21 protein-coding genes are annotated in these 25959 nt (G+C 61.0%); 6 read left to right on the plus strand and 15 right to left on the minus strand.

Annotated features, from left to right (window positions below; translation table 11 throughout):
* Positions 1–21: 21 nt before the first annotated feature.
* From RCF49_RS13070 to RCF49_RS13090, 5 genes are all read right to left on the minus strand, one after another.
* Positions 22–723 carry an ABC transporter ATP-binding protein gene (locus tag RCF49_RS13070; protein WP_342640322.1) on the minus strand — a complete coding sequence of 234 codons (702 nt, stop codon included), beginning with the start codon at positions 721–723 and terminating at the stop codon, positions 22–24.
* Between the two features lie 4 nt (positions 724–727).
* The gene (locus RCF49_RS13075; protein WP_342640323.1) at positions 728–1480 is read right to left on the minus strand and encodes an ABC transporter ATP-binding protein; all 753 of its coding nucleotides are present in this window, start codon (positions 1478–1480) and stop codon (positions 728–730) included.
* Positions 1481–1608: 128 nt separating this feature from the next.
* On the minus strand, positions 1609–2619 hold the full coding sequence (locus RCF49_RS13080; RefSeq protein ID WP_342640324.1) for a zinc-binding dehydrogenase: 1011 nt from the start codon (positions 2617–2619) through the stop codon (positions 1609–1611).
* Positions 2620–2659: 40 nt separating this feature from the next.
* Entirely contained in the window at positions 2660–4180 is a 1521-nt protein-coding gene (locus RCF49_RS13085; protein ID WP_342640325.1) for a class I adenylate-forming enzyme family protein, read from the minus strand.
* A gap of 12 nt (positions 4181–4192) precedes the next feature.
* Positions 4193–4612, minus strand: coding sequence for a PaaI family thioesterase (locus tag RCF49_RS13090; RefSeq protein ID WP_342640326.1), 420 nt, complete (start codon positions 4610–4612; stop codon positions 4193–4195).
* Between the two features lie 259 nt (positions 4613–4871).
* On the opposite strand from RCF49_RS13090, the gene RCF49_RS13095 reads away from it, so the two are divergent.
* Positions 4872–5492, plus strand: coding sequence for a VOC family protein (locus RCF49_RS13095; protein WP_342640327.1), 621 nt, complete (start codon positions 4872–4874; stop codon positions 5490–5492).
* A gap of 12 nt (positions 5493–5504) precedes the next feature.
* Here the strand turns inward: RCF49_RS13095 and RCF49_RS13100 are convergent, their stop codons facing one another.
* Positions 5505–6230 (minus strand): GntR family transcriptional regulator, encoded by a 726-nt coding sequence (locus RCF49_RS13100; protein ID WP_342640328.1) that lies wholly within the window; start codon positions 6228–6230, stop codon positions 5505–5507.
* Positions 6231–6403: 173 nt separating this feature from the next.
* On the opposite strand from RCF49_RS13100, the gene RCF49_RS13105 reads away from it, so the two are divergent.
* Both RCF49_RS13105 and RCF49_RS13110 read left to right on the plus strand, forming a co-directional pair.
* On the plus strand, positions 6404–6688 hold the full coding sequence (locus RCF49_RS13105; protein WP_342640329.1) for a hypothetical protein: 285 nt from the start codon (positions 6404–6406) through the stop codon (positions 6686–6688).
* A 111-nt stretch (positions 6689–6799) separates the two neighbouring features.
* Positions 6800–7840, plus strand: a complete 1041-nt coding sequence (locus tag RCF49_RS13110) for an SDR family oxidoreductase (protein ID WP_342640330.1) — start codon at positions 6800–6802, stop codon at positions 7838–7840.
* Positions 7841–7846: 6 nt separating this feature from the next.
* On the opposite strand, the gene RCF49_RS13115 is transcribed toward RCF49_RS13110, so the two are convergent.
* From RCF49_RS13115 to RCF49_RS13125, 3 genes are read right to left on the minus strand one after another with little or no spacing between them, the layout of a single operon-like run.
* On the minus strand, positions 7847–9424 hold the full coding sequence (locus tag RCF49_RS13115; RefSeq protein WP_342640331.1) for an alpha-amylase family glycosyl hydrolase: 1578 nt from the start codon (positions 9422–9424) through the stop codon (positions 7847–7849).
* Positions 9421–10431: a TIGR03885 family FMN-dependent LLM class oxidoreductase gene (locus RCF49_RS13120; protein WP_342640332.1), complete on the minus strand. Its 1011-nt coding sequence runs from the start codon at positions 10429–10431 to the stop codon at positions 9421–9423. The genes RCF49_RS13115 and RCF49_RS13120 overlap by 4 nt, the downstream gene beginning before the upstream one ends.
* A gap of 17 nt (positions 10432–10448) precedes the next feature.
* Entirely contained in the window at positions 10449–10817 is a 369-nt protein-coding gene (locus tag RCF49_RS13125) for a sensory rhodopsin transducer (RefSeq protein WP_342640333.1), read from the minus strand.
* A 104-nt stretch (positions 10818–10921) separates the two neighbouring features.
* On the opposite strand from RCF49_RS13125, the gene RCF49_RS13130 reads away from it, so the two are divergent.
* Positions 10922–12544 (plus strand): alpha-amylase family protein, encoded by a 1623-nt coding sequence (locus RCF49_RS13130; protein WP_342640334.1) that lies wholly within the window; start codon positions 10922–10924, stop codon positions 12542–12544.
* A gap of 7 nt (positions 12545–12551) precedes the next feature.
* On the opposite strand, the gene pdeM is transcribed toward RCF49_RS13130, so the two are convergent.
* From pdeM to RCF49_RS13155, 5 genes are all read right to left on the minus strand, one after another.
* Complete coding sequence (gene pdeM, locus RCF49_RS13135; protein WP_342640335.1) at positions 12552–13274, minus strand: ligase-associated DNA damage response endonuclease PdeM; 723 nt, start codon at positions 13272–13274, stop codon at positions 12552–12554.
* On the minus strand, positions 13240–15777 hold the full coding sequence (locus RCF49_RS13140) for a ligase-associated DNA damage response DEXH box helicase (protein WP_342640336.1): 2538 nt from the start codon (positions 15775–15777) through the stop codon (positions 13240–13242). The genes pdeM and RCF49_RS13140 overlap by 35 nt, the downstream gene beginning before the upstream one ends.
* 36 nt (positions 15778–15813) lie before the next feature.
* The gene (locus RCF49_RS13145) at positions 15814–16302 is read right to left on the minus strand and encodes a DUF992 domain-containing protein (RefSeq protein ID WP_342640337.1); all 489 of its coding nucleotides are present in this window, start codon (positions 16300–16302) and stop codon (positions 15814–15816) included.
* A gap of 10 nt (positions 16303–16312) precedes the next feature.
* Complete coding sequence (locus RCF49_RS13150; RefSeq protein ID WP_342640338.1) at positions 16313–17926, minus strand: phosphoenolpyruvate carboxykinase; 1614 nt, start codon at positions 17924–17926, stop codon at positions 16313–16315.
* Positions 17927–18164: 238 nt separating this feature from the next.
* Positions 18165–18560 carry a carboxymuconolactone decarboxylase family protein gene (locus tag RCF49_RS13155; protein ID WP_342640339.1) on the minus strand — a complete coding sequence of 132 codons (396 nt, stop codon included), beginning with the start codon at positions 18558–18560 and terminating at the stop codon, positions 18165–18167.
* A gap of 108 nt (positions 18561–18668) precedes the next feature.
* On the opposite strand from RCF49_RS13155, the gene ndk reads away from it, so the two are divergent.
* Entirely contained in the window at positions 18669–19091 is a 423-nt protein-coding gene (ndk, locus tag RCF49_RS13160; protein ID WP_342640340.1) for a nucleoside-diphosphate kinase, read from the plus strand.
* Positions 19092–19145: 54 nt separating this feature from the next.
* Here the strand turns inward: ndk and RCF49_RS13165 are convergent, their stop codons facing one another.
* Positions 19146–21563 (minus strand): GcvT family protein, encoded by a 2418-nt coding sequence (locus tag RCF49_RS13165; protein ID WP_342640341.1) that lies wholly within the window; start codon positions 21561–21563, stop codon positions 19146–19148.
* 386 nt (positions 21564–21949) lie between these two features.
* Here RCF49_RS13165 and RCF49_RS13170 point away from each other — a divergent pair, with 386 nt between their 5' ends.
* The gene (locus RCF49_RS13170; protein WP_342640342.1) at positions 21950–25915 is read left to right on the plus strand and encodes a hypothetical protein; all 3966 of its coding nucleotides are present in this window, start codon (positions 21950–21952) and stop codon (positions 25913–25915) included.
* The last annotated feature ends 44 nt before the right edge of the window (positions 25916–25959 follow it).

A 25959-nucleotide genomic window follows, 5' to 3' on the forward strand; every position in this document is an offset into this window, starting at 1 on the left:
AGCCGATCTTTCCTCAACGCGCTATCCCCCGAGATAGATTTGTCGGATGCGATCATCCTGCTCGAGTTCAGCGGGCTTGCCTTCAAGCGTGATGCGGCCGACCTCCATGACATAGGCATGATCGGCGATCTTCAGCGCGGCCTTGGCATTCTGCTCCACCAGCAGGATCGAGGTGCCGCGTTCACGGATCCTGACGATCAGATCGAAGATCAGCTTGACGATCTTGGGGGCAAGGCCAAGGGATGGCTCATCGAGCAGCAAGAGCTTTGGCCGCGACATCAGAGCCCGCGCGATGCACACCATCTGCTGCTCGCCGCCCGAGAGCGAGCCTGCCTTCTGCTGCAGCCTCTGCTCGACAATGGGAAAGAGCTCCACCACCTCGCGGAATACGGCATCGTAATCGCCGGCCGGCAGCACCGCGCCGCCGAGCTGCATGTTTTCCGCAACCGTCATATTGGGAAAGAGATGGCGGCCTTCCGGCGCCTGCGAGATCCCCAGGCGGACGATCTCGTGGCTGGGCCTTCTGTCGATGCGCTCCTTGCCAAGCCAGATCTCGCCATCGGATGTGCGGTATATTCCCATGATGGCCCGCATGAGCGTGGTCTTGCCGACACCATTGCTGCCCAGCACCGAGACGATCTGGCCATCACCGACCGCAAGGCTCACCCCGTTCAGGATACGCTGGATGCCGATGGTGACGCTCAAGCTCTTGATATCGAGCATCGGCTCACTCCGACCCGAGATAGGCTTCGAGCACCGCCGGGTCATTGCGAACCTCATCCGGTGATCCATCGGCGATCTTGCGCCCCGATGCTAGGACCATGACCCGCTTGCAGACGCTCATCACCAGGTTCATGTCATGCTCGACCAGGAGGATCGTGAGCCCGTCCTGATGAATGCGGCGGATGAACTCTCCGAGCTCGGCCGTTTCGCTGTCATTGAGGCCCGCCGCCGGCTCGTCGAGGATGAGGAGCTTCGGCTGGGCGGCAAGCGCCCGGGCAATCTCCAAATATTTGCGCCGCCCATAGGAGAGATTGGCCGCAAGCTCCTCCGCGACATCCGTCAACCGCGTCTGCTCCAATGCCTGCCACGTGCGCTGGCTGATATCCTCGGAATAGGCCTTGCTGCCAAACGCCCTGAGCGGTGAGACCCCGTCAGTCCCGATCGCACCGACCGAGACATTGTCGAACACGGTCATGGTCGGAAAGATCCGCAGGTTCTGAAAGGTTCGGGCAACACCGAGCCTTGCGATCTGATGCGGCTTCAACCGGGCGATATCCTGCCCCCGGACCGTGATCAACCCGCGGGTCGGCCGCACGAAACCCGTGATCAGGTTGAACAGGGTGGTCTTGCCCGCGCCATTGGGGCCGATAACGCCCACGAGTTCACCCTGGTCGGTCGTCATGCTCACATCATCGATTGCCACCAACCCGCCGAAGCTTCGGGTGACCGCATCGATCCGGACCAGTTGTTCAGCCACAGAGGCCACGCTGCTCCTCACAGGTTGAAAACGCGGGGTGACCACCGTGGCTCGCCCGCAATTCTGCTCAATGGATTACCCTCGCGTTTCCTCGAACGGCTTGGTGCCGCTTTCTCTTTGGCCCGGTGCTATGGGCGGATGATCAGCTTGCCAAAGATCTGGCGGGCTTCCATGAGCCGCAGCGCTTCCTTGGCCTCTTGCAGCGGGAAGATGCGATCAATGGATGGTTTGATGCGGCCGTTGCGGACAAGGTCGATGAGCGCGTGCAGGTCATCGCGCGACCAGCCATTGGAGCCCCGGATATTGAGCTCGAAGGTCCAGATATAGCGGATATCTTCCTTAGGGTCGAAACCGGCGGTTGCACCACAGGTTAAAAGCCGGCCATCCTGCTTCATCACCTTGAGCGAGGGGACCCAGGTCTCGCCGCCCGTGAAGTTGACGACCACGTCGACCCCGCCCCCGCCCTGGCCGAACACCCGCGGCTTGCCATAGAGATTGCGCACCTCTTGCGGCCAGTCCTGCTCGCGGTAATTGATCAGGTGATCCGCGCCGAGCTCCTTGAGCTTCTGAAGCTTATCGGCACTGCTCGCACAGGCCACAACCTCCGCGCCCAGCATTTTGGCGAGCTGGACGCAGCAGGTCCCAACGCCGCCACTGGCCCCGAGAATGAGCACCTTCTCGCCCGGTTTGATCTCACCGCGCGTGACCATCATGCGATGCGCCGTCCCGTACGCGACCGGCAAGGCGGCCGCGTCCTCGAAGCTCACATCATCCGGCAATTTGATCAGCTGATGAGTGGGTACCTTGAGATATTCGGCAAGTCCGCCCTCGATAGTCTCACCGACGAGCCCGCCTTTGACCCGGTTGATCGGATCGATCAGCACACGGTCACCAATCGCCCAGTCCTTCACGCCCGAACCCAAGGCGATGATCTCGCCCGCCACATCGATCCCCATGATCATCGGCATCTTGATCTTGATGCCGGGCATGCCATGCAGGGTGAACAGGTCGTGATAATTGAGCGAGGTTGCCTTGACCGCCAGCACCACCTCGTCGGCATCGGGCGTGGGATCGGGGAAATGCGCATCGAAGACGATTTCGTCCAGATCTCCATGCTTGTGAATGACCATTGCCTTCATGGGTGCTCACTCCTCCTCAATTCCGGAATGCCGCGCGGGGCTAGCTGCGCGGTGTGAAATCCTTTGCGGCGCGGGCAATGAGCGCCTTGCGATCAATCTTGTTGGTGCCGGCAAGCGGCAGCTCATCCACAAAGAACACGGCGCGTGGATGGGCATAGGCTGGCCCATTCTCAAGGGTGAAGCGCTTGATCTCGTCCTCGCTCACCTCATGGCCCGGCGCGGCAACCACATAGGCGACCGGCAGCTGGCCCTTGACGTCGTCGGGAACGGGAACCACCGCCGCCTGATGCACAGCCGGGTGCCGCTCGATGAGCTTCTCGACTTCGCCGGGATAGATGTTCTCCCCGCCGCAGACGAACATGTCATCCGCCCGGCCGACGAAGAAATAGAAGCCATTGGAATCGCGCCGCATGAGATCGCCGGTATCATACCACCCATCCTGCAGGCGTTTTGCCGTCATTTCCGGCAGGTTGATATAGCCCGGCATCATCGCCTCGGTGCGGATCTGAAGCACGCCCTCATCGGGTGTCTCACCGCCCACCAGCCGCACCTCGACCCCGGGCATGGGATAGCCGAGCGCCGTATCTGGCCGCTTAAGGCCTTGCGGATGGGGACCAAACGCCACCGGACCCGACTCGGTTGTGCCGAAGCTCACGCTGATCTCTGCTTGCGGGAAGATCTCCTTGATCTTGTCGATCAGTCCTTGCGTCACCGGCGCTGATCCGGTGGTGACCATGCGGACGGACGAGAGATCTGCGGCCGCGAGCGTTTCCTTCTGCTTGGCCACCATCGCCAGCATGGTTGGAACGGACGTGAGCAGCACGCAGCGATGGGTATCGATCGCGCGGATATAGCCTTGCGCGGTGAACCGTCGCATGAGCACGATGATGCCGCCCAGACGGAACAGCAGTTTGCTGTAGAACAGCGCATTCATATGGAAGAGCGGGGCGGCCACCAGCACCGGCTGGTCATGAGCCACCGGCCTGATCGCCTCGAACATGCCGGTTGCCCAGATATAGCCGCCATGGGTCAGAGGCACGCCCTTGGGACGCCCGGTGGAGCCGGACGTATAGAGGATGGTCGCCCATTCCTCAGGCCGCATGGTCAGGCTGGAGAACGGCCCGGGATCAAGGAAGTCTGCAAAGCCGGCCTGGCCATCATCGAAGTCAGCATAGGGCAATCGCCCTTCGATCATCGCGCGCCGCTCGCCATCGACGAAGGCGAAGACGCAGGCCGAGTCTTCGAGAATGAACTCGATCGTATCGCGCCCCAGCCGGCTGCTGATCGGCACCGGCACGAGGCCCGCGCGCACGGTGCCCATATAGGCGGAAAGGTATTCGGGCCGATTATTGGCGATGATGGCGACCGCATCGCCCCGCTTGAACCCTTTGCCGGCAAGCGCCCGTGCCACCGCATTGGCTTGCGCATCGAACGCCCCTGCCGTGATCGCGGCGGATGATCCATCTTCCCGGACGTCGATGATCAATGTGCGGTCGGCCGGCACGCTCACATCGAGAATGTCGCCCAGATTTCCCGTTTCCACCGCGCGCATACTGGTCATGAGATCCTGGTCCTATCCAGCCTTCGAGCCATAACATCCACGGCCTATGGCGCAAAGCCTGCCCTGATCGTCAAAGACATCGATATCGACCACCGCCACGGTCCGGCCGGCGCGGCGCACCGTCGCCTTGCCTATGAGATAGGAACCGCCGGCCGGGCGAAGATAGTCCGTGCGGAAATTAATTGTCGGCACCGGCGCGCCCACGGTGAGAATCACCGCAAAATCACCGACCGTGTCGATGAGCGATGCGATGGGGCCGCCATGCACTTGACCCGTGCCATCGGCCCGCTCCAGTTCCGGCCGCATCGGCATCTTCATGGCCAGCACGCCCTTGGCTTCGTCAACCTCCTCGATCTCGAGGCCGAGAAACCGGATGAAGGGTGAGGTGTCGATAAACCGCTTGAGATCGTCGATGGTCAGGCGCTCACTCATGGATAATCCCGAAGGCTGGAGTGTCGGACATAGGCGGGAGAAATGTTACAGTGCGGGAGAAATGGAATTTTTTCCAGGGGGCTATTCTCGTGAGGTCGCCGGCCGTTCGACGCCAGGGTGTTGCCGAAATTTGTTCGATATAAAGAACGAATGTATTGTAATGTCAATCACCAACGCCGCTTGCGGTCCGGATAGGATCCGGGGGACGATATCGGCCTGACAGGCTCGACCGGGCTTTTTACGTTTTGTGAGGAAGCAGATGAACAAGCTTGACCATCTCCTGTGGGGCACACCGTCGCTGGATGAAGGCGTTGCCGCCTTCGAGCGGCTGACCGGCGTTCGGCTGACCCTCGGCGGCACCCATGAGGGCTTCGGCACCCGTAATAAGCTCGCAACCTTTGGCAATGAGGTCTATTTCGAGATCATCGCTCCGGACCCGCAGCAATCCCTCGCCGGCACGCTTGGCGAGGTTCTGGCCGCACTTCCCAGCCCCCGCCTGTTCACCTTCGCCGTTTCGACCACCGATATCGAGGGAATGCGTAACCGCCTGACCGGCCGCGGTCTCCTGAGCCGTCATGTGAAAATGGCGCGCACGCGGCCGGATGGCGTGGTGCTGGAATGGCAGATCCTCTATCCTGACGGACATGATTTCGGCTTTTTCATCCCCTTCTACATTCAGTGGGATACGCCCTATCATCCCTCACAGATGGAACCCTCAGGCCTCAGCCTCGAATCCTTCGTGGTGCGCCATCCCCGGCATCAGGAGCTTGCTGAGCTCTATCAGGACCTTCATATGCCCGTGGCGGTCGAGGCGGCATCCGAACCCGGTTTCCATGCGCAGATTGGCACGCCCAAGGGAAAGGTCGAGCTCGTGGGCTAAGGCCCTACCGCTCTAGATCTGGATCTCGACCGATTGAAAATTGGAACTTGCGAGGATGGCATCGAGCACCATCCTCCGCGCCGCCTCGATCTGGGCGATAGTCACGCGCTCGGCGGTTTCGCCATCACCGGCAATGAGTGCATCGATGAGCTCCCGGTGCTCATGCTGCATCTCATCCGTCCGGTTGCGCAGCGCGAGCCCTAAGTGAAACAGCCGCGACATCTCTTCCAGGATGTGAGACAGGATGCGGGTGAGCTTCTGATTGCCTGCGCCATCCACCACGGCGATGTGGAAATTCTTGTTCGCTTGAAGAAACGCACTTTCGCTTTCCCGGTCCCCGGGAAGGTAGCCCGCCTTGCATACCTGCTCGAGCTCGTGAATGCGCTTCGGATCGATCCGGCCCGCCGCCTTTTTCACTGCCGCGGGCTCCAGCAGCAGCCGGAGTTCGAAGAGCTGATGGACATCGCGCAGGGTGATCGGGGCGACCACATAGCCTTTGCGCGGCTGCGATTTCACGAACCCGTCCTGCGCAAGCTGTGAGAGGGCGCGCCGGATGGGTGCCTTGCCAAAGCCGAGCTGAACCGCAAGCTGCGTCTCGGTAATGGCCGATCCGGGCTCCAGCTCGCAGCGGATGATCTTCTCCTTGATAAGGTCATAGGCGGCCTCGCCCAGGGTCTTTGCCATGGGCTCGTCTGTCGTCACGGTGCTCAGCTTCGGGATCACGGATGGCCGGCTCATGGATCAACATGTTAGTGAGGTCTGCCTGACAGTACCACCCGTATGTCTGGCCGGGCACTTTGGCAAGCCAATCGTCCGTCGACCCCGATCACGCTTGAGTGCCTATCTCACAGGCGCCTCGCCGAACCAATCCGCCACGGCTGCGTTGAACCTTCAGCAGTAAGGAGGAGTTCATGCTCAGCGACGCCGCCCGACTCTATAATTCGATCAGCACGCTGCATGCGGCCCTGGTGGATGCCGGCCTCAAAGGCGATTTCGAGCTGCGCTTGAGTGCCGATGACGGCACCCAATTCGAGCATATGGTGATGAGTGGTGGAACAGAATATCGCGGTGAGGTGATGGAGCCCTACTCGCCCTCAGCTCATGAGCGGGCAATGAACATGTCCGGCATCCGCATCATCTGGCCAAGCGGCGGGCGCGCTCCCCACGAGCCCGGGCCTATCCAGCCAGCCCCATGATGAAGGGCTGGCGACGGATCACGACCGGTCGCGCCCAACATTGGAACGGATGCCAGCCCGGCAGAATAGGCTCGGTAACAGGCCTTGGCCATTCTGCAAGGGACCCGCGCCATGGATTTCAACGACACTCCATCCCGCCCGCGCCGCTTGGTGGTTGGCGGATTGGCAACCGGGTTGCTTGCGGCCGCAACCGCTTCGGCGAGGGCGCTACAACCCGTATCCCCGTCTAGCACCGGGCAGAATGCGTCCCGGTCCCAGGACAATGGGACCCTCACCCTGCGCGATCCGCGCGAAGGCTATCCCAAACCGCCTTTCGAGCGCCAGTCACAGGAATGGCCGAGGCTTGCTGGCGAAATGACCCCGCGCCCTGATCATGGCGAGACGAGCTATCACGGCTCGGACAAGCTTCGCGGCCGCAAGGCTCTGATCACTGGCGGCGACAGCGGGATCGGCCGCGCCGTTGCCATTGCCTTCGCCCGGGAAGGCGCGGATGTGGCTATCAACTATCTTCCCGCCGAAGAGCCCGATGCCCGCGAGGTGATCGCGCTCATCGAGGAGGCGGGCCGCAAGGCCATAGCCTTGCCCGGCGATATCCGGGATGAGGGGTTCTGTGGAAAGCTCGTTGCGGATACGATCGGCGCGCTCGGCGGCCTTGATCTCATCGTCAATAACGCGGCCAGGCAGCATTTCATGGACAATCTCGCCGATCTGACCACCGACCTGTTCGATTGGACATTCAAGACCAATGTCTATGCGCCCTTCTGGATCACCAGAGCAGCCCTGCCGCACCTTGAGCCAGGTGCGGCGATCATCATCACGGCCTCCGTCCAGGCCTATAATCCATCAGGCGGACTGTTCGATTATGCCCAGACGAAAGCCTGCAACGTGGCCTTTGCAAAGTCGCTCGCCAAGCAGTTGGGACCGAAGGGCATTCGCGTCAATGCGGTGGCGCCGGGGCCATTCTGGACACCGCTTCAGGTGAGCGGCGGCCAGACCCAGAGCAATCTTGAGAGCTTCGGTGCCGGCACCCCGCTCGGCAGACCCGGGCAGCCGGCGGAGATTGCTTCGGTCTATGTCGAGCTCGCCTCGGCGGATGCGACCTATGTGACGGGGCAGGTCTATGGCGCCGCGGGCGGCACGGGCAATCCGTAAATACCGCTAGAGCAGCACCACCCCCTCATTCGCCCGCAGCAAGAACGTGCCGCTCACCTTCTCGTCCCGATCAAGATGTGTGGACAGCGCGATATGGTTCGGCGCTTCCATCGGGAGGTGCACATGGATCGGATTGCTCCCGAGATTGAGCGCAATGATGGCCCGCTCCCCTTCATGTTCCCGCCCATAGATGAGGAGATCACCTTCCGCATCCATGGGGCTGTAGGAGCCCAGCCTGAACAGCGGTCTTGCCCGTAGCGCGATCAGCCGGCGATAGAGGCTGAGGATCGATTGGGGATCTTCGGCGAGCACCGCCACATTGCGCAGGCCGAAATCGGACGAGAGTGGCAACCAGGGCTTTGCGGTTGAGAAGCCTGCGCCGGGGGATGCATCCCATTGCATGGGCGTGCGTTGCGGATCACGGCCGACCCCAAGTCCTGGCTCGTTCTTCTCCCAAGGATCCTGCGCCTCGTCAGGCGCAATCGGCACGTCTTCGAGACCGATCTCATCGCCATAATACATGGTCGGCGTGCCCCGCAATGTCAGCAGCAGCATGGCCGCGACGCGCGCCTGCTCCCGCCCCACGCGCGATGCGATCCGCGGTTTGTCATGATTGCCGAGCACCCAATTCGGCCAGCCGCCCCGGGGGAGGGCCGCTTCGTATTCGGAGATGATGCGGGCAAGATTGCGGGCCTGCCAGGCTGCCTCGATCAGCTGAAAATTGAATGGCAGATGGGTGCCGCGGAGGTCGTCTCCATAATAGGTGACCAGCCGCTCGATCGGCAGATAGATCTCCCCGATCAGCACCCGGCTTGGAAACTCGTCCACCACCGCGCGCATCTCGGCAATCAGCTGATGCACCTCCGGCTGATCGGTCGAGTACAGCTGCAATAATCGCCGGATCGCGGGGTCACCGGGCTGATAGCCGGGATTGGCTGGATTATCCCGGAACTGCTCGTCTTTCATCAGATGCCAGATGACGTCGACACGGAACCCATCGACCCCGCGTTTCAGCCAGAACCGCAAGACATCGTACATTGCGGCGCGCACTTTTGGGTTGCGCCAGTTGAGGTCTGGCTGCTCCTTGAGGAAGGCGTGATAGTAGTACTGCCCCGCTTCCTCGTCCCATTCCCAGGCACTACCGCCGAAATTGCTGACCCAGTTGTTCGGCGGCCCAGCCCCGGGTGCGGAATCACGCCAGATATACCAGTCCCGCTTCGGGCTATCGCGCGATGACCGGCTCTCCCTGAACCAGGGATGCTCGCTTGACGTGTGGTTCGGCACGAAATCGAGGATCAGCTTGAGGCCGCGTTGATGCGCCTCAGCGAGCAATGCGTCAAACGCGCTGAGATCGCCAAACAGCGGATGAATATTGCAGTAATCCGAGATGTCATAGCCGAAATCGGCCATGGGCGAGGGGAAGATTGGCGAGATCCAGATCGCATCGATGCCGAGCCAACAGAGGTAATCGAGGCGGCGCCGTATGCCGTCGAGATCACCAACCCCATCCCCGTTCGAGTCTTGGAACGAGCGGGGATAGATCTGGTAGAAAATGGCCTGTTGCCACCAGTTCGGATCATTCATCCCGCGGCTGCATCCCTCAGGTGTGTTGATTGGCCCGCGATGGTAGCGGCAAGGGCCGGAAGCACCTTTTCGCCGAAGGCCTCGATGAAAGCGCGCTGATTTTGTCCGACATTGTGGAGATAGATCTCTTCAAAACCGAGGCCGAGATCCTCCGCGATCCAGTCGATGTGGCGGGAAAGATCAGCGGAAATGCGAACACTGTCGTCGAGATCCTCGGGCCGGACGAAACGGGTTGCTGCATCGAACTGCTCGGGAAGCTTGAGCTCGGCGGCGACCGTTCCAGCCAGCGTATTGGTCCGCCACTGCTCATGGGCATTGCGCCTTGCCTGCTCATCGCTCGCGGCATAGGAGAGATGAACTTGCAGGAACAGCGGCTTGCCCTCCCCGCCACCTTCACGAAAGGCTTCGATGAGCTGGCGCTGCTGCTCGACAGGCTTGTTGATGGTGATCAACCCGTCCGCCCAGCTAGCCGCCCAGCGCGCCGTCTCCGGCGTGAGGGCGGCAGCAACGATCCTTGGCGGTTCGGCCGGCCGGGAATAGAGCTTTGCCTCTTCCACCGGGATCAACCCGTCGCGCGTCACGGTCTCGCCGGCCCAGAGCGCGCGCATCACCTCGGCTGCTTCCTTGAGGCGCGCGTTCCGCTCGGCCTTTGCCGGCCAGCGCAACCCGGTGATCCGCTCATTGAGCGCCTCGCCTGAGCCCAAAGCCATCCAGAACCGGCCCGGGAACATCTCGGCCAGCGTTGCACCCGCTTGCGCGATGATCGCGGGATGATATCGCAAGCCTATGGGCGTCGTGACGATACCGAAAGACAAATCAGTGCTCGCCATCGCCGCACCAAGCCACGACCAGGCAAAGCCTGAATGGCCCTGCGCCTCACTCCACGGGCCAAAATGATCGGAGGACATCGCACCGGAAAACCCCGCCTTCGCCGCGGCCTTAACGCAGGCAAGAAGCGCGCTGGGGGCAAATTGTTCATGCGAGGCATGGAAGCCGATCTTTGGCATGTTTCGAGCGAGCCCTACTAATCCTGAGAATAGGCGATGGTGGAGAGCAGCGCGTTCTCGGCCTGCCGGCTGTCGAGCCGGGTATGCTGGACCACGATAGGCAGATCCGAAATGATCGTGCTCGAATAGGGTGTTCCCAGCGGGACCGGCTCCGGTTCCTCGAGATCGTTGAATTTCAGGTGATAGCTGCGCCGCGCACCGACCGTGAGCTTGTAAGGCCCTGCCGGCTCGCGGTCGGTGAAATAGAGCATGATCGTGACATGGGCATCACGATCGCCGGTATTCAGAATGCATGCAGTTTCATGGCTGATCATCTCCGGTGCCGGCCCCGTGCTCGTGCTGGGAATATAGCCTTCAGCAATCGCCCAGATTTTTCGCCCGATCATTCGGAATGACCTCGTGCTTAGCCCGTGCCGAGGGAACGAATTCGGGGGCAAACCGTTCCCCGACGGACCCTGTTCCAGCAAGATTTAAGCACAGGATCTCTGTAATGCCGGACTACTGGTGGAAGGATGCCATCATCTACGGCATTGATGTCGAACGTTTCTTCGATGCGAATGGCGATGGCATCGGTGATTTCAAGGGTCTTATTTCGAAACTCGACTATATCGCGGAACTCGGGGTCACTTGTATTTGGTTACTTCCATTTTATCCTTCAGGTAATCGGGACAACGGCTATGACATCACCGATTACTTTCGGGTACACACCAGGTATGGCGCCTTCGAGGACTTCCTGGCATTCGTCCGCCGGGCTGGCGAGCTAGGATTGCGGGTGATCGTCGACCTCGTGGTCCAGCATACCTCGAACCATCATCCCTGGTTCCAGGCGGCCCGCCATGATCCCAAATCGCCATACCGGGATTACTATTACTGGACGGATCATCCACCCCCTTCGGTGCCGGGGAAAGGCCCCATGTTCCCGGGCGAAGAGAAGAGCGTCTGGACCTATGACGAGATCGCCGGCGCCTTCTATCACCATCGGTTCTACCATTTTCAGCCTGGCCTGAACCATGGCAACCCCAAGGTCCTCGCCCAGATCGAGGAGGTGGTGGACTATTGGCTGAGCTTTGGTGTCTCCGGCTTCCGGGTCGATGCGGCGTCCCACATGGTCGAGCGGCCGATTGGACCTGACCCTGTCGACAAATCCCACACGGTGCTGCGCCACCTCTATCAGCACACCACCGCGCGCAAACCGGATGTGCTGTTGATGGGCGAAGTCGACGAGAGCCCGGAAAAGCTTAAGGACTATTTCGACGGTGAGCAGTTGAACATGATGTTCAATTTCCTGCTCAACAATTACCTCATCCTCGCGCTTGCGGCCGAGAAGGCCGCACCCGTGCGCCGGGCGATCGACATGCTGCCGGCGGTTCCCGTCAACGGGCAATGGGCGAACTTCCTGCGCAATCTCGACGAGGCCGATCTTGAGCGCCTCTCGCCCGAGGAGATGGAGATCGTCAATCGCACCTTCGCGCCAGAGGAGCATATGCGCATCTTTGGTCGTGGCATCAGGCGGCGCTTGGCACCGATGCTTGAAGGCAACGAGCAACGGCTGAAGATGGCCCACAGCCTCCTCTTCTCGCTGCCCGGTGCCCCGGTTATCGTCTATGGCGACGAGATCGGGATGGGAGATGATCTCACCCAACACGGGCGGAACGCTGTGCGCACGCCCATGCAATGGTCTGCAGCCAAGAATGGCGGCTTCTCTGATGCACCTAAAAATCGCATCGTGCAGCCCGTCATCGATGATGGCGGCTTCGGCTTTCGCAGCACGAGTGTGGAGGCCCAGCAAAGCCGGCCCGACTCGCTTCTGAATTTTATTAAGCAGCTCTGCGCGGCCCGCCTCGCGCATAAGGAAATCGGAACGGGATTTAGCGAATTCCTGGAAAGCGGGTCAGACCAGGTTTTGGCCCATCGCTATCCCCCGGGCGAGACGGCGCTCGTCATTCTTCACAATCTCAGCGGCCGCGACGCCATGATAGACGTCAAGCTCGGCATCTCCGCCCAGCCCCGTCATGAGCCGATCCTGGGCGGCGACATTCCCGATCCCGTAGAGGGCCGGCTCCGCATGAAGCTGGAGCCTTTTGGCTTCCGCTGGATCCGGGTGCACCGGTAGCACCAGACTAAACGCCATCCGGCAGCAGCACGCGGGAGGGCAAGGGATAAATGCCCTCGCGGCCGAGCATCCAGACGCCGAAACGCTCGCTCGGGAATATGCCGGCAAAGGCCTTGCTCTTCACATTGAGCCCGCCGGTAAAGGCACCGAAGGCCGGCATGACCAGCCGGCGGCCGTCGGTCGCAAAGCACCGGGCGCGCAATCTCAGCCCCCGGCGTGCGACCGCCGCTACCGGATGCAGATGGCCGGCAATCTCTGATTCGAGCGCCAGGCCTGAACTTGGCTCATGGCGCAGCACAATGGGACCCAGCGTGATCTGACCAGCAATGCGCCCGCCCAGATCATCCGGCGGCTGTTTGTCATGATTGCCGGTCAGCCAGACCACGTCATAGGCTTCGGTGAGATGGCGGATCCGCACCACGTCTTCCATATCGAGCCGGTGTCGAGCGGCACCGTCATGGAAACTGTCGCCAAGCGAAATCACTGTTTCCGGCTTCCAGCGTGTGCACGCCGCGAGAAGCGCATCGAGCGTTGAGCGCGTGTCATAAGGCGGCAGATGCACGCCGCGCCGGGCAAAGCTCGATCCCTTCTCGAGATGCAGGTCGGCAACCACCAGCGTCTTGAAGTCGGCCGCATAAAGCGCACCGGAAAGATCTGGCGTGAGGCTCAATCCGTCGACGCGGATCGGCAATGCGTCAGACGAGGCGCATGGCTTCCTCAATGAGGGCATCGGCTGCTTCGGCGAGAAGGGCTTCATGTGCTTCGCCATAAATCTGTTCGCGTCCGATCTCAAGCATGACGGGCACCGCGAGCGGCGATACCGTCTCAAGCGGCCGATGGGTGATATGACCCTTGATGCGCCGAAGCAGATCGCCAAGCCGGCGAATATCGAGCAATCCCTCGGCGGCATCATCCCACGCCGCCCGCAAAAGCACGTGATTGGGCTGGTGCTGACGCAGCACGTCATAGATGAGGTCGGAGGAGAAGGTCACCTGCCGGCCGCTTTTCTCCTGGCCTGGATGGCGCCGCTCGATCAGCCCGGCAATGATCGCGCAGGTGCGGAAGGTGCGTTTCATGAGGTTCGATTCGGCAAGCCAGGAATCGAGGTCATCGCCCAGCATGTCCTCATCGAACAGCGCACCGAGCGACAGCTTGCCCGAGCTGATCATCAGGCCGAGATCGCGCGTGCCCCAAACCGCCAGCGCATATTCATTAGCGACGAAGCCGAGTGGTCGCGCGCGCATACGATCAAGCCGGCGCGTCAGCAGCATGCCCAATGTCTGGTGCGCAAGCCGGCCCTCGAATGGATAGCACACGAGATACCAGCGACTGCCCCGGGGAAAGGTCTCGACCAGCATCTCGTCATCCCTAGGGACAAGCGACTTGAACCGCTGCACCGAGAGCCAATCGCGCACCTGGTCGGGCAGCCCCCGCCAATCATCGGGTCGTGAAAGAATCTTGCGCACCCGCTCGGCGAGATAGGTCGAGAGGGGGAATTTGCCCCCTTCATAAGAGGGAATCTTGGGATCTTCCCGCTCCGCCCGGGTGACCAGGGCATCCAGCTCGTCCAACCCCTCGAAGCGCAGCACCTGGCCTGCGAAGACGAATGTATCGCCGGGCGATAATTGTTCAATGAACCATTCCTCAACCTCCCCCAGCACTCGGCCGCCGCGGGAGACGACGCCCTTTCCCCGCCCCCGCCTGCTGACCAGCCGCACCTTCAGCATTGCCGCTTCGACGATGGTGCCGACATTCAGTCGGTATTGCTGGGCAATCCTTGGATGCGAGATGCGGTAGCGCCCATCGGGCCGCTGCCTCAGCTTGGCATAGCGCTCATAGCTGCGCAGCGCATAGCCGCCGGTCGCGACGAAATCCACCACCGCGTCGAAATCCTCGCGCGTGAGGGAGCGATAGGGGTATGACGAGCAGACTTCCGCATAGAGCACGGCAGGATCGAACGGCTCGGCGCAGGCCGCCCCGAGAATGTGCTGGGCGAGCACATCGAGCTTGCCCAGTGTCGGGGGCGGTGTGTCCTGCTGGCCCTCGGCCGCTGCCGCTTGCGCTGCCTGACACTCCAGCACCTCGAAGCGGTTGGCGGGGACCAGAAGTGCCTGCGAGGGCTCATCCAGCCGGTGATTGGCGCGGCCGATGCGCTGGAGGAGACGGCTTGCCCCTTTGGGCGCGCCTACATTGATGACGAGATCGACATCACCCCAGTCAATGCCGAGATCGAGAGTCGAGGTGCAGACCACCGCCCGCAGCCGGCCTTCCGCCATCGCTATTTCAACCTTGCGGCGCTGGGCGACATCGAGCGAGCCGTGATGGAGCGCAATTGGCAGATTGTCTTCGTTGATATGCCAGAGCTCCTGGAAGATCATCTCCGCCTGCGAGCGGGTATTGACGAAGACCAGGGTCATGCCCGCATTGCGGATCGCCTGATAGATTTCCGCCATGGCATAGCGGGCCGAATGACCAGCCCATGGCACCCGCTCTTCCGAGCGCAGGATTGCGATTTGGGGATCAGCGCCTTTGGCCCCCATCACCAGCTCGGCAAGCGCCAGCTGGTCGGGATTGGTCTGCGACATCAGCCACGCCCGCAAGCGGTCCGGTTCAGCAACGGTGGCCGAAAGCCCAACGCGCCGTGCCTCAGGCGCGAGCCGCCCAAGCCGCGCAAGCCCCAATGCGAGCAGCACGCCGCGCTTGCTCGTCACCATGGCATGAAGCTCATCGAGCACGATGGCCCTGAGGCCGGAAAACAGCCGGGCGGCATCGGGCAGGGCGATGAGCAGAGCGAGCTGCTCGGGCGTCGTCATCAGAATGTCTGGAGGCGAGATCCGCTGCCGCTGGCGCTTTGATTGTGGCGTATCGCCCGTACGGGTCTCGAGCCTGATCGGCAGGCCCATCTCCTGGACGGGACGCTCGAGATTGCGGGCAACGTCCACCGCGAGCGCCTTGAGCGGGGAGATATAGAGGGTATGTGGGCCGAAACGGGCCTTGCGCATACTCGCCGGCTCGCCGGTCAGCTCAACGAGGCTGGGCAGAAAACCGGCCAGAGTCTTACCGCCGCCTGTCGGTGCAATCAAAAGCGCCGAGCGGTCGGCAAGCCCATGCGCGAGGAGTGCGAGCTGATGGGGTCGCGGCGACCAGCCTTGATCTTGGAACCAGTTTCGGAATTGCGCGGGGAGCGCGGCAAGGCCGGATTGAACGAGCGCGGGCTCGATACCATGGCTCATGCCGCTCACGAGCACCGGCCGTCTGTCCGGTTTGGCTCAGCGCCGGACAGGCTGCAGCTCCAAAGCCGTGATGCCGACAGCCGCATTCAAGCCTCCGGTCTGCGCCTGCATACCGATGGGATCGAGGTGGATCGTCGAATCACCCTCGCGGACGAGGATATTGGCGCCGGACCCGACGCCAACCGTCGCTTCGATCGTAAAGCCGCGATAGCTGCCGGCGAGGGAGCCGCGCGGGATCCGGTGCGAGGGAGCGATCACCCGCCAGCTGATCGCAGTATGGCCAATCACCCCGACCTCGACGCCATATTTGCGAAAATGGCCAATATAGGTCTGCGGCCGCCCGCGGCCGTTAGGGCGATAAACACAGTGGATGGCGCGGTTTGATCCGAAATGCAGCGCCACATCCGGGCCGTGCACATCGCAGGTCAGCACCCCCACCACCGCAGGTGGCGGGGCAGCGCTCGCCGGCTGTGCGGCAAGGCCGACTACTGCGAGTGCCGCGAGCGCTAGAAGTCCCCGAGCCATCCAGCACTCATCACTCGGCAGCTTCCTTCCAGGTCGGCGCCGCAGCACGCACCTCGGCATCCACATGCGACTCAAAGCGCTCGAAGTTCTTATTGAACATGTCAACCAGCGCCTTGGCCTGCGCATCATAAGCCTGCTTGTCAGCCCAGGTCTCGCGCGGCGCCAAGAGCTTGCTGTCGACACCTGCCACCGCGACCGGTACCTGGAAGCCGAAATTGGGATCCGTCCGGAACTGGGCCTTGTCGAGTTCACCGCTCAGGGCCGCATTCAGCAGCGCTCGGGTATCGGCAATCGGCATGCGCTTGCCAACCCCGTATTTGCCGCCGGTCCAGCCCGTATTGACCAGCCAGCACGAGACATTGTGCTTGGCGATGAGATCGCGCAAAAGCCTGCCATATTCGCCGGGATGGCGCGGCATGAAGGGCGCGCCGAAGCAGGCAGAGAAGGTTGCCTCAGGCTCGGTCACGCCCTTCTCGGTGCCGGCAACCTTGGCGGTATAGCCCGAGATGAAGTGATACATGGCCTGGCTCGGCGAGAGCTTGGCGATGGGCGGCAGCACGCCGAAGGCATCGGCGGTGAGCATGATGATGGTGCGCGGTTGCGGCGCAAGCCCGGTCTCGCTCGCATTGGGGATCGTATGCAGCGGATAGGCCGAGCGCGTATTCTCGGTGAGCGAGCCGTCATGGAGGTCAAGCTCGCGCGTGACCGGATCCATCACCACATTTTCGAGCACCGTTCCCCATTGCTGGGTGGTTGCATAGATCTCCGGCTCAGCCTCGGCCGAGAGACGGATGACTTTCGCATAGCAGCCACCCTCGAAATTGAAGATGCCGTTCTCGGACCAGCCATGCTCGTCATCACCGATCAGCGTGCGGCTGCTATCAGCGGAAAGGGTGGTTTTGCCGGTACCGGAGAGGCCAAAAAAGATCGCCGTGTCGCCCTTTGCGCCCATATTGGCAGAGCAATGCATGGGCATGACGCCCTTGGCGGGCAGGATGTAGTTCAGCGCGGTGAAGACGGACTTCTTGATTTCGCCGGCATAGGAGGTGCCGCCGATCAGCACCAGCCCCCGGGCGAAATTGACGGCGATCACAGTTTCCGAGCGAACCCCATGGCGCTCCGGATCAGCCTTGAACCCGGGCAGATCGATAATGGTGAGTTGCGGGCGGAAATTTGCATAATCTGCCGCCGGCGGCACGATCAGCAGATGCTGGATGAAGAGTGCATGCCAGGCATATTCGCAGAAGATCCTGGTCGACAGTCTGTGGTCGGGGTCGGCACCGCCATAGAGATCCTGGACGAACAGCTCCTTGCCCTCGGCATAGGCAAGGAAATCCTGATAGAGCCGGTCGAAATTCTCCGGCGACAGCGGCTTGTTATTGTCCCACCAGATCTGGTCCATGGTGGTCTCGTCGCGGACGATGAACTTGTCCTTCGCCGACCGCCCAGTATGCTGACCGGTTGAAACAACCAGTGCGCCGCCCTTGGCGATGGAGCCTTCGCCCCGCCGCGTGGCGATTTCGTACAATTCAGCTGCTGTCTGGTTCCAATGAACCTTTTCCAGCGCCCGGAATCCCGTCGCCTCCACCCCTAAAGCTTTATTGTAACGCCCGCACTGTTTCACGCCCTATCTCCTGGCCTTGATCCTGCCGTCGTCACGGCTCGATGGTCACATGCAACGCATGCAAGCTCTTCGACATGACTGAAAACCGCAGTGACTTCTCTGCGGCAGACAGCCACAGCGCTATTCGGTCCCACAGTGAAGCCGTCAATTTAGGCCGCGTCGCGGCAGGGCTCCCAGGCACGAGGATGAGACTTTAATGCAATCTGCGGCTCGCGGACAAGCCAGGCAGAATGGCACTTCATTTTGCCGCGCCCGGATCCTCGTCCAGCGGCACGCGATAGGCGATGGCGAGCCGGTTGGTCATATTGGCAAGCCCTACAATGGCATAGAGCTCCTGAAGCATTTCATCGCTCACACCCTTCTTGCGGGCTGCGGCGGTATGACTCGCCTGGCAATATGCACAGCCATTGGTGATGGACACCGCGATATAGATCAGCTCCTTCACCGCCGGGTCGAGATGCCCACCTGCGCCCATGACATCCTTGAGCGAGGACCAGACATGGTCGAGCATACGCGGGTCATTGGCGAGATATTTCCAGAAATTGTTCACGTCCGGCACGTTGCGCGACGATTTGATGTCATCGAAGATGGCACGCACCTCCTGGCTCGCCTCCGCATATTCGATCGCCTTCATGCTCAATCCTCGTGCTATCGTCCCGCTTTGTCTTGAAGGAGTTTAGGTCCGTCGCTATAAACCGCGCCACCCTAATTCCTCATCAAAACACATCTCAAGAGGACGACAATGGCGCTCGAGCGCACCTTCTCGATCATTAAGCCCGACGCGACAGCGCGTAACCTCACTGGCAAGATCATCGCCAAGCTGGAGGAGGCCGGCCTGCGCGTGGTTGCGCAGAAGCGCGTCAAATGGACGAAAGAGCAGGCGGAAGCCTTCTATGCCGTTCACAAGGAACGGCCGTTCTTCAATGACCTCGTCACCTTCATGACCTCCGGCCCCATCGTGGTCCAGGTGCTCGAGGGCGAGAATGCGGTGGCCCGCAATCGCGAGGTCATGGGCGCGACCGACCCGGCCAAGGCCGATGCCGGCACCATCCGCAAGGAATTCGCCGAGAATATCGAGCGCAACTCCGTGCATGGCTCCGACAGCCCAGAGAATGCCAAGATCGAGATCGATCTCAACTTCCGCCCCGAAGAGATCGTCGGCTGACCAGTCATCCCGATGCAAGATAAGGAAAGCCGCTCGCCGAGCGGCTTTCTTACGTCAGGCTCTGAGCTTCAGGTTTTCCGGGTCGTAAAGCGGCTGTGCCTCGACTTTCGCCTTGCGCCGCTCGCCCAGGATCTCAACCTCAAGCTCGGTTCCGGGCCTTGCAAGCTCGGGTTTTACATAGCCAAAGGCAAGGCTCCTGCCCACCGCATAACCATGGCCGCCGGATGTGGTAACACCTGCAAGCGCGCCATTGGCAAAGATCGGCTCATTGCCCAGCGCTTCGGCATCGCCATCACTCAGCGACATGTAGATGAGCGAGATCCGCGCGCCCTGCTGTTTGGCACTGAGCGTTGCCGCCTTGCCCACGAAAGCGGGTTTATCCAGAAATGCGAAGCGCTGCATATCGGCCTCGATCAGGTTGACCTCATTGGTCATCTCTGATCCCCAGCCACGATAGGCTTTTTCGATGCGCAGGGAGTTCATCGCATAGGCGCCAAAATCGGCAATGCCATAGTCTTTGCCTGCGGCCATCAGGGCGTCATAGACCTGCACCGCTGCATCCCGGGGAATGTGCAGCTCCCAGCCGAGCTCACCCACATAGTTGACGCGGAGCGCCCGGACAGGAGTTCCCGCAATCCCGATTTCCTTGCCGGTCAGCCAGCGGAAGGATGAGTTGCTGAGATCAGCCTCTGTGAGTTTCGCCAGCACATCGCGCGAGCGCGGCCCGGCGAGCACCAGAACCGCAAAGGCGTCGGTGACGTCCTTGACTTCCGCCCTTTCACCGGCGCCCCGCCCTTGTGACAGCATATCAAGGTCGCGGAACTGCGCCGCCGCGGCCGACAGCAGGTAGAAGCGGCTTTCGCCAAGCCTCGTGACCGTCAGCTCGCCTTCGATACGCCCGCTCTCGGTCAGCCATTGCGTGAGCACAATGCCACCCGCCTTGCGCGGCATCCGATTGGCGAGCAGCCGGTTCAGCATGGCCTCGGCATCGGGTCCGGAGACCTCGAACTTGGAGAAGCTCGACATATCCATGACGCCGACCCGCTCGCGTACCGCCATCGCCTCGGCGCGCACCGGCTCGAAACTGTTATTGTGGCGATAACTTGGGATTTCGCTCTCGCCGCCCTTGGCGAACCAGCGCGGCCGCTCCCAACCCGCAACATCCAAGTACTGGGCGCCCTTGGCTTTGAGCGCCTCGTAAAGTGGCGAGGTGCGCTTCGGCCGACCACTCGAACGGTATTCGCCGGGTACGACCGCCTGATACATGTTCTCGTAATCGTCGGTGGACTTGGCGAGGCAGTACTCTCCACCGGCCCAATTGCCGAAGCGGCGGGGATCAACCGGTGCCATATTGATGTCGGCCGCCCCATGCACCATCCACTGCGCCAGGTATTTGCCGGCGCCGGCCCCCTGGCAGATCCCGAAGGAGGCTCCGCAGGCCATCCAGTAATTGCGCACGCCCGGTGCCGGCCCCAGCAGCAGATTGCCATCCGGAGTGTGCGTGATGGCGCCGGGCACGATGCGCCGGATGCCCGCTTTCCCGAACAGGGGCAGCCGCTCGGCCGAACGCTCGAGCCAGGGCATCAGCCGGTCAAGTTCGGGCGGCAGCAACTCGCTTTCGAAATCCCAGGAGATCCCGTCCTTGAAGCAGTCGGTCGCGCCCTCCTGCTCATAGATGCCGATGAGCAGGCCCTGCTGCTCCTGGCGGAGATAGCCGTTGACATACGGATCGCGCACGACCGGCAGCTCTTTCGTGAGCGCCGCGATCTCCGGCAGCGGGTCGGTGACGATATAATGGTGGAGCATATTGGTGATCGGTACGGTAAGGCCGGCCCAGCTCCCGACGATATCCGCATAGGAGCCCGCGGCATTCACCACATGCTCGCAGACGATGGTGCCCTTATCGGTCACGACCTCCCATTCGCCGCTGGGCAGCATGCGCGTATCCGTCACCCTGGTGCGGCGATAGATTTCCGCGCCGAGATCGCGCGCCCCTTTTGCCATGGCGTTGGTCACGCCCGAGGGATCCACATGACCATCCGTCACGGTCATTGCCCCCATCTTGACCCCGAAGGTTTCGAGATAGGGATGGTGCTGGCGGATCTCCTCCGGTCCGATCAGGTGCATTTCAAAGCCCACGAGCTTTGAGATCCCCTGAACATATTTGAACCAGTTCACCTCTTCGTCCGTGAGCGCGAGCCTGATGCCGCCGCAACCGTGCCAGGTGGCAGAGACGCCGGTCAGCTCCTCGAGCTTCGGGTAAAGCTTTGTGCCGTAGTTATTGATGTGGGCAATCGAAAGGGAGCCGACGAATTGCGGACATTGCCCCGCGGCATGCCAGGTAGAACCTGAGGTGAGCTCGCCCTTTTCGATGAGCACGATGTCTGTCCAGCCTTCCAACGCAAGGTGATACAGCAGCCCCGCGCCCATGGCGCCGCCGCCGATGATCGCTACGCGGCAGTGTGACTTCATATCGGAACTCCCCATTCACCGGTCTCACCTTGCGCGGCAGTAGAGCGCTTCCGCCTGGGGCCCGTCTAGTGAGTTATTTGCGCCAAATGGTGAGCTCTGCTTGCGGTTTGACATCTGGATCGCTGCAGGACGGCCGCCATTAAGCCGGCAAGCAAACACAATCGGACTGTGGTGATGTCGGCGCTTGATCAAGCCTGCAGCGAAACACTCCATCGCATAGGAAAGAGGATCAGATCATGACTCACTCCGACAACGCTTCCGGAGTTCCGAATTCGCACGTGGATCAGGAGTCCAGCGCGCCGAGCCAGAATTCAGCAGGTGATCACAGCCATAAAGCGTCGAATTCTACAGTCATTCGGTTTATTGTGTCAGAGCTGAGCCAATCCTTGCATTGGGTTGATTGGGACACGCTCAAGACCAAGGCGATTTCTGCAGGAAGCGCATTGGATGCGGTCAATGATCGTGATCCGCATATCCGGATCGATCCAACCGTTCTCGGTGCGCGACTGGCTTTGGGCGCCAACAGCCTCCAAGAGGCTTATCCCGAAGCCGATGGGGAATACAGCCGGCATATCGATCAGGCCGCCCTCGTTTTCAGCGGCATCAAACCAGACGATCTCTCGCATGATCCTCATTCGACACAGCGGCTTGCGGCGTTGCGGGCAAGCTTCCTCGAAGCGCTTGCTAAGGATTGGCTGAAGACGAAGATCTTCGAGCATGTACCGAACCTGGTTGAGCAGCATCCGACGCCTCGCTCTAACGGCTTCACGATCATTAACGCCAATGGCAAGAGCTTTGAGGAGCTGGCAAACGACCCGTCCCTCGCGCGTGTTCCGGGTTTGTCAAAACTGAGCGATGGCGAACGTACCAAGCTCGTCGCCGAGTGGTTCGAAGATCATGGGCTTGATCGCAACCATCGCGTCGGCACCATAGAGTTCTCTCTCGCCTCGACCATCCGGACCCTTTCGAAGCTCAGCGGCAGGGATGTTCCAGACAATCTTGAGGACAGATCCGTCCTCGTGAAGGCATTTCATGCTCTGGTGACGGACTGGCGTGAGCACCCGGAGGCACATCCCAACCCCGTGGTCCTTGCATCGATCCATCTTGCGCGATCGAGCGGAGAAAAGTTTGCCGGCAAGGACTGGCAAGCCAATCTCGAGGGTGCGCTTGCCTACTTTTCAGAGCGCTGGCTTGCCAATTTTGGAACCCCACCGGCTGCCTTCGACCGCGCCCGCGCGGCACTCGAGATTCTCGAGAACGAAACAGGCTGGGACCGGGACGAACTCGCCGACGAGCCCCAGAATTTTGTTATCTCTCATCCCTATAATGTAGTTGAAAGCGTCTTCGAGTCCCCATGGCAGCGTTTTCTGTCCAATGCGGATTTGCCAGGGCCTTTCGGGCATTTCTTGTCTCTCAGATGCAAGCATGATGAGCGCCATGGCACACATGTGCTTAATCCGAGACAAGCGTTACAGAAAGCGGAACAGGACTATAATACTACTCTCCTCAATCACCCCTGGGTTCTCGCTCGGGCGAAAGAAAACTTACGCCTGAAAGGTGAGAGTCTTTCCGCTGAAAACATGCATACAGAAATATCCAGGATCACCGAGAACTATGCGGCAGAGACCGAGAATCACCGCCACCTCATCAGCGGGCTTTACTTTTTAAAAGACTGGTATATCAGCCAGATCCCGATTGTGGGCGGGCTCTATAATCTCGAGGAGGGCATTCGTCATCACAATGTGAAACAAATGATTGGGGGTGGCCTTGCTTTGGGTTTTGATGTCGGAGGGGTCGCGCTCGGGATGCGTCGCGGCGGTGGACTAGCGGCCCTCGAGCGCATCGAGGTCACGCCTGAGATGAACGCAACGGAAGCGCTCCATCACCTGGCGGCCGAAATCGATCTTCCCGTTGCGAGGTCATCCCGAAGCGAGCTTGGAGCCGCCTCCTTCCGCTTTGGCAGTGAGGTAGATGATTTTTCCATCACTCCGGTGGGCGAAGAGGAGTATTTCACCGATGCGCCCGCACGTTTTCAAAAGATAGAGCCAGGCGTAAAATACCGATACGAGCACCCGGTCACAGGCGAGATGCTGACTGTGACCCGCATCGAGAGCACTGGTGAGATCCTTGCGTTGAGGAGCGTGCCCGGCCAGCAGCGCACCTTTCAGGCAGTCGACTGGATCAGTGGCGAGGGGGGCGGTATTGCGGATGCGGAACTCTATCACATGGATCCGGAGACTGGACTGATCGAGAAGGGTGGTGGGTTGCGCGGCGGTATGCGCTGTTGCTCCAAGCCACCCAAGCGGCCGGGGAGTCCTGAGATAGAGGACCTCCCCTATCAGCCCGCCCAGCGAACCGGAATTCGTGAGCCCTTCAATAATCCTGCGCTCGAGCCACGCGATGATGCGCCGCGAGTTACCGGCCGCAAGGGAGATGCTCGCGATCGCAGCGACTCCGCAGTCACGGCGCGAGAAGCCAGCGAATCCTTTTCTTCCGACACACCGAGCCTGCGGCAAGGCGATGACAATGCTTCGCAAGCCCCAATCGGTGATCGTGGCGAGCGCGGCCGTAGCGAATCGCTCAACGCGGAACGCCAGCCCAGTGCATCAGTATCGTCCGGCGTCCCCTCCATTGATTCCGGCGATCTCAAGAGCGTGGATTTATCTTCGACGAGGCGGCCCTCGCAAGACTCCGGCGATAGTCTGGCGAGAACACCTGTCCCTCCCCGCAGCAATTTGCAAGACGACACGAGCTCTGTCCATTCAGTGAGCTCAACTTCGACCGTCATCGAGCGACCAGATCCTACCGATGTGTCCCGATCGGTCATCAAGGATGGCGGTAGTTCCGTCGATGCCGCCATTGCCCACCAGCTCGCTTCTGGTTCGACGGACATGGAGTCTTCAGTCGCGGGAGGAAGCGGCTTCTCCCAGTATTTCAGGCAACCCCCGCTCAAGAGCTTCCCGAAGCGCATCGGCGAATTGGCCGACAGATCATCGCTCTTGGTACTGCCGGAGGATAGGGAGACTGGGCTTCCCGGCCAAGTCTATCTCAACGATTGGGCAGGGTTTGACCCATATGCAAATGGTATGGCCGGCCCCGTCAACGAGACGATGCTCAGCGAGCCTCTTCAGATCAGCGGGCCGACGGCAGAAATGCTCACCCGGAATGGCCGATATATGGGCGATGATGCGCTCGGCCGTTTGTACCTCTATGAAGGTAGGTACTGGTCCGTCATCATTCCTGACGGAGTGGCGCCGCCGGGGCTTCGCGCAAGAGCTGCCGCCGAAGCCTGGAATTCTGCTCACCAGGAATATGCGTTCGGTCGCGCCGTAGCCCATGATCTCGGGAACGGCAAATATGCCGTCAGCACACCGCGCATTCCTGTCAATGAAGGCTTTGGCCGCGCCCACAATCTGCCGGAGGGTCACTATGGCTTACCGCCCAAGGGACTAACACCACTATCGCGAGAAGAGATGCCCCCGCCTCCAAAGCCTCAGCCCGGCGAGGTCGGCGATCGGTTGGTTATCAACACCGGAGGCCATCGCATCGAAGGCCGAGAGAATGTCTATTGGTATGAGAATGCGTATTGGACGTTCCAGAGCGGACCAACTCTGCAGGAACGGTACTGGAATGCCGTGCAGTTCGCTGAGGACTGGAACAAGGCCTACGGCGAAGTGACCCAGACACGCGCCGTTGTGAAGATCCTGCCCGGCGACCGTTCGGTCGCCGTGCTCACGCCTCCATTGCCCGAAGATTTCGTCCTCGTGCCCCAAATGCAGATGTTTGCGGACGAGATCAGCCTGTCCGATCTCGACGTGAATCAACCAGAGCATTCGCCGGAAGAAACGCACATTCAGCCGGATGAACAGAAACCCTCTGCCCAGGCCGTCAGCGGGGATGAGCAGACGGGACAGCTCGGGCGGCGAGGGAAACTGAGTGCTGGCGAGGCAACCAATGAGACAGCCGATACCGGATCTAAGGTGGACAGTGACAGCGAGATGCCACCCGAACCGGAAGCTGATCATGCGGGAATTGAAGTGAGGACGGCCAGCGCGGAGAAGATGCTTCCGACCAACATTGCTTCCCAGGAGGCAGCATCGGGCTTCGAGGTAACTCCGCCGAGCGCCGACCCGCCGCTGCCCGCGCCTGCTCCCGAGCCTAAGTCAGGCGCTAGCCATTTTGCTCACCACCCGATGAGGGCGTTCATTGAGCAGCTCAAACAGGCCAGTATCGCCAATGGGTCTTATCGGCGGATTGAAATAAAGAAGAAGCTGCCCTCGATAGCTGAAGAGCCGGAAACGCCACCGCCCTCGCCCCACGAGGAGGAAATCGACAGCCTCTGGGTGACGTGAAGAAAATACGACCAAGCAAGAACTAAGAGCGATTTCGCGATTCA

Source organism: Rhodoligotrophos sp. CJ14, from assembly GCF_038811545.1.
Lineage (GTDB): Bacteria > Pseudomonadota > Alphaproteobacteria > Rhizobiales > Im1 > Rhodoligotrophos > Rhodoligotrophos ferricapiens.